The organism is Streptomyces sp. KLMMK (assembly GCF_036961605.1).
GTDB classification, from domain to species: Bacteria; Actinomycetota; Actinomycetes; order Streptomycetales; family Streptomycetaceae; genus Streptomyces; species Streptomyces telluris.
Genome location: NZ_JBAMDC010000458.1, coordinates 1 through 4773, shown reverse-complemented (window position 1 = coordinate 4773; position 4773 = coordinate 1). Strand labels below are relative to the sequence as shown.

Below are 4773 nucleotides of genomic sequence, written 5' to 3'. Positions count from 1 at the left end.
GCCGTCGTCGACACCTGGTCGTGGGCGCCGTCGGCCGTGCGGGACGCGGCCCGGCTGCTGGCCGGGCGCGCCGGGCGGTACGCCTACGTCTCCAGCGGTTCGGTGTACGCCTACCCCTCGCCGGCCGGGCACGACGAGAACTGGCCCGTGGTGGACGGCTCACCGGACGCCGGCGAGGTGGGCTACGCGGAGGCCAAGCGCGGCGGGGAGCTGGCGGCACTCGGCTCCTTCGGCGACCGGGCCCTGCTGGTACGGGCCGGGCTGATCCTCGGCCCCGGCGAGAACGTGGGCCGGCTGCCGTGGTGGCTGGGGCGGATCGCCCGCGGCGGGACGGTGCTGGCACCCGGCCCGCGCGACCTGGGGGTGCAGTACATCGATGTGCAGGACCTCGCCGCCTGGATCCTCGACGCCCTCGCGGCCGGGCTCGGCGGCCCGTACAACCTGGTGAGCCCGCCCGGGCACGCCACCATGGGCGAACTGCTGGAGGCCTGCGCCCACGCGACGGGCTCCGGTGCGGTCCTGCGCTGGACCGGGCCCGAGGAGATCCTGTCCGCCGGCATCGAGCCCTGGACCGATCTGCCGGTGTGGGTGCCGCCGGGCGAGCTGTACGACGTCCTCCACCGGGGCGACGCCTCCAAGGCCCTTGCCGCGGGGCTGCGCTGCAGGCCCGCGGCCGAGACCGTGGCGGCCACGTGGGCCTGGCTGCAGGAGCTCGGCGGCCGGGCCCCGCAGCGCCCGGACCGGCCGCCGCTGGGACTCGCCCCGGAGCGGGAGGCGGCCCTGCTGGAGCGGCTGGCGGCCGCTGGCTGAGGGACGGCCGGACGAGGGGTGGTGGCCGGACGAGGGGTAGCCGGACGAGGGTGGCCGGACCAGAAGTGCGGCCACCCCTTTCCATATAAGAGGAAATTCTGTCCCAAAAGACGAAACCCCTTCCACTGATTCCCCGTCTCTCCCGGCGTAACGCGCCCTCCAAGAGGAGTGACTGCCGTGGGTCTGACGTCCCAGACGTTCCTGCTCGTCCTCGTGCTCATCGCCGTCGCGGTGAGCGCGCTCGCGCTGTGGCTGTGGCCCCGGGCCGCGCGGAAGGGACCCCTGGCATGGGCGGGCCGCCTCGGCCTGCTCGCCGTGACGCAGGCCGGCATCCTGGCCGTGCTGCTCGTCGCCGCGAACAACGAGTACGGCTTCTACTCGACCTGGAACGAACTGCTGGGCCGCGCGTCGAGCAAGCAGGTCCTGCAGCCGGGCACGAAGGACGGCAGGCGGCCGCCCGCCCTCACCGTGCAGGGCCAGGAGTCCATCGGGCTCAAGGGCACCCGCGAGAAGGCCGGGCAGGTGGACCGCATCCGGATCCGCGGCCCGGTCAGCGGGCTGAGCATGGACGGCTACGCCTACCTGCCGCCCGAGTACTTCCAGAAGGAGCACGAGAAGGAGAAGTTCCCCGTGGTGGTGGTGATCACCGGGCAGCCGGGGATCTCCAAGAACCTCATCACCCAGCTGAAGGTCCCGCAGGCCGCCTCCTCCGCCATCATGAAGAAGGAGATCAGGCCGACGATCTACCTGCTGGTCCGGCCGTCGGTGGTCGCCGACCGCGACACCAACTGCACGGACGTGCCGGGCGGTCCGCAGGCGCTCACCTTCTTCAACGAGGACGTGCCGCTTGCCGTCACCGACGTGTACCGCGCCTCCGGCGCCCCGGGCAGCTGGGGCGCCGTCGGCAACTCCACCGGCGGCTACTGCGCGCTGAAGCTCGCGATGACCAACCCGGCGCGCTACGGCGCCGCAGCGGGCCTGTCCGCCGACTACTTCGCGCGCCAGGACGGCAGGACGGGCGACCTCTACGCCGGCAGCAAGGCGTACCGGAACGAGAACGACCTGACGTGGCGCCTGGAGCACATGCCCCCGCCCCCGGTGTCCCTGCTCGTGGGCACCAGCAAGAACGAGGACAACTACGAGCCGAGCCTGAAGTTCGCGCAGAAGGCGAAGCCGCCGCTCAAGGTCGACAAGCTCGTACGGGACGAGGGCGGCCACAACTTCCAGACGTGGCGCGAGGAGTACCCGGTGGTGCTCAGGTGGCTGGACAAGGAGCTCAAGGAGCTGACGGCGCCCCATAACGGCGGTCAGTAGCGCTGCCGCACGGCGTCTCCTCACGGCAGGTCCGGCCCTCTCCCCTACTTCTCCGCGTCCCCGAACGCGCAACGCGCCGCCCGGCGCCAGCGGTTGGCGGGGAGAGCCGGGCGGAGGGCGGCCAGCGCCCCGCAGTACTTCGTGAAGACCGCCGGCCGCACCCCGCACGCGTGCAGGAGCCGGTCCGCGTCCGTGAGGTGCCCCGCGGTCTTGGTCTCGACGAGGACGAGGTCCGCGTCGCACCGCACCCGGTACCCGGCTCCGGCCCCGGCCCCGGCGCGCAGGTCGTCGCAGACGAGGCCCGCGTCGCACGTGATGCGTTCCCCGTCGGCGACGAACGTCGCGCGCAGGTAGTCCGTGCTGAGCGAGGGCTGCAGGGTCGCGGGCGAGTCGATGCCGTAGGCGCGCCGCAGGGTGTCGGCGAGGAAGGCGCGGTAGCCCGCGTCGAGCGGGGTGTCCGTGCCGGCCAGCGGCCGCCGGTGCTTGACGGTGTCGCCCCGGCGCCCCTTCAGCTTGACCTCGAACTGGCGCTCCCCCGTGTCCTGGTAGACCCGCTCCCGGACCTTGAACCGGAGCCTGCGGCCCTGCCGGTGGTCGTGGAAGGACCGCAGTCCCGGGGTGTCGTAGTAGACGGAGTGGTAGCGGAAGGCGCGGCGGCCGTCGATGGTGAGGGCGCGGAAGGGGCCGCCGGGTCTGCGGGGGTCGGTCAGCCGGGCCGCTATATGGAGGAAGGTCTCCGCCGGTACGAGGTAGCTCCGGTCGAAGCGCGCCATCAGCTCGGCGCGCGCGTTGACCTCGGCGAGGGGGATGGGCTCGGTGGCGTGCGCCGCGTCCTGGATGGCCCGGACGGCCGCGGCGGAGGCGGGCGGTGCGGAGGGGACTTCCGCGGACGTCACCGCGGGGGCGGTCTGCCGGACGGCGGCGGTCACACGGACCCCCACGCGGGAGCGGCCTCGGTCGCGGACCCGGCCCGGGCTTCGGTACGGGTCTCCGCCCCGGGTCCGGCTGCGGCCGGGGCGGCGCTCCCCCGGCGGCTTCCCGGCTCGGGCTCCCGGTAGCGGACGTCCACGACCGTCAGGTCGCGCACGTAGTCGACCTCCATGACCGTCCAGTGCATCGGGTCGCCGAGGCGCCGGGCGAGATCGGCGCGGAGGGCGGAGGGGTCGGCGTGCACCGTGTCGAGGGTGACGACGGTGCGGCGGGAGCGCGCGAGGAGACGGGGGTGGTCCGCCGCGTAGACGACGAGGAGCAGGACCGCGCTGAGCGCGGCCGCGAGTCCGAAGGCGAGGTGCGGCAGCCCCGTGATGAGCCCCAGGACCAGGGTGGTGAAGTAGTACGCCACCTCCTCGTGCTGCACGGAGTCCGACCGCAGCCGGATGATCGACAGCACGCCGAACATCCCGAACCCGAGGGCCATGCCGCCGCTGCCGCCGAGCTCCGCGAGGGCCGCGACGACGGTGAACAGGGCGACGTTCAGGGCCAGATAGGCCGGTACGAGGTCGCGCCGCCGGTGCCGGGGGTAGTAGATCGCGAACGTCAGCAGGCACACGGCCACGAGGTCGAGCCCCAGGTGGCCGGCGAGGTGTCGTAGGGAGTCCATCGCTCACTCTCTGTGCGTAGGAAGTACCCGAAACATAGAGAAACGCTGGGTGAACATTCGCTACTTCTGAGTGAACAATGCGCGTCTTTGATGGAACCGGACGGCAAGTGTCCGGATTCCTGCCACGCCTGTCGCGTTCGACGCTCTTGCCCCGGAGGCCACGGATATGACGGTCGCCCCGGGGGCGGCCGCGCACGGGACTGTGACGCCGCCGTCATACCCGGCACACGGGCCGCGCACAATCGCACGCCACGCTTTTCTCTCCGGCCTCTTTCGGGATGAATCATGACAAGTGAGGAGTGAGCGCCCGTGAAACAGGAAATCCGCCGGAGTGCGATGACGGTCCTGGTGGCCCTCGGTGCCGGCGCCCTCTCGCTCTACGTCGCGGTCGCGGGCGACGGGGACGGCTTGACCGTCACGGCCGCGAGCCGCTTCGCCTCCGGCTACGTGCCGTACGCCGTGATCGTCGCCCTGGTGGCCGCCACCGCCCCGACCGCGCTCCACGCGGTCGTACGGGCGGCGGCCTCCCAGCTGATCATGGTGTGGGGCTACTACACCTGGGGCCCGATGGTGACCTTCGCCTCGACCCCCACGATGGCCGCGCACTACGCGGAGAAGTGGACCGGGGTCGCCCTCACCGCGGTCCCCGTCGCGGCGCTCGCCGCCCACGCCACGGGCAGGGGCATGCGGAGCCTGCTGCCGCGGAGGCCCGCCGGCCCGGCATTGCGGGGCTCCGGGCCGGCTCCGGACGCGTGAGGCCGGAGGGGACCCGCCTCCGGATCCGCCGGCGCCGGGAGCGTCCGCCGCCGGGGCCTGTGGGCACGGGAAACTCCAATCCGCTCATAGTGCGGAATAGTGACCCCGCCTCAGGAGTCGATCGTTCCGGTTTGGTTCCAGAGCTTCTGTGCGCCCTGATGGACGGCTTGTCGGTGTGCAGATAATAGGGGCCGCATTCCGGCGGCAGGCCCCTGCGGCCCGCCGCCGGAATGCACCCGTACGCGCAAGAACACCCGGAAACACCGATGGGGGCGTCAATGAACGCTGAGCTG

At 72.5% G+C, this 4773-nt stretch carries 5 protein-coding genes; 3 read left to right on the top strand and 2 right to left on the bottom strand.

Annotation, left to right across the window (positions count from 1 at the left end):
- Both V7793_RS33550 and V7793_RS33545 read left to right on the top strand, forming a co-directional pair.
- Nucleotides 1–810 (top strand): NAD-dependent epimerase/dehydratase family protein (locus V7793_RS33550; protein WP_336013476.1); only part of this gene is annotated, 810 nt, incomplete at its 5' end.
- 177 nt (nucleotides 811–987) lie between these two features.
- Nucleotides 988–2124: an alpha/beta hydrolase gene (locus V7793_RS33545; RefSeq protein WP_336013475.1), complete on the top strand. Its 1137-nt coding sequence runs from the start codon at nucleotides 988–990 to the stop codon at nucleotides 2122–2124.
- A 44-nt stretch (nucleotides 2125–2168) separates the two neighbouring features.
- Here V7793_RS33545 and V7793_RS33540 read toward each other — a convergent pair whose 3' ends face one another.
- Together V7793_RS33540 and V7793_RS33535 are read right to left on the bottom strand one after the other, a co-directional pair.
- Entirely contained in the window at nucleotides 2169–3053 is an 885-nt protein-coding gene (locus tag V7793_RS33540) for a polyphosphate polymerase domain-containing protein (protein ID WP_336013474.1), read from the bottom strand.
- Nucleotides 3050–3724, bottom strand: coding sequence for a DUF4956 domain-containing protein (locus tag V7793_RS33535; protein ID WP_336013473.1), 675 nt, complete (start codon nucleotides 3722–3724; stop codon nucleotides 3050–3052). Before V7793_RS33535 ends, V7793_RS33540 begins: the two co-directional genes overlap by 4 nt.
- Before the next feature lie 309 nt (nucleotides 3725–4033).
- Between V7793_RS33535 and V7793_RS33530 the strand changes: the two genes are divergently transcribed.
- Nucleotides 4034–4480: a hypothetical protein gene (locus V7793_RS33530; RefSeq protein ID WP_336013472.1), complete on the top strand. Its 447-nt coding sequence runs from the start codon at nucleotides 4034–4036 to the stop codon at nucleotides 4478–4480.
- The last annotated feature ends 293 nt before the right edge of the window (nucleotides 4481–4773 follow it).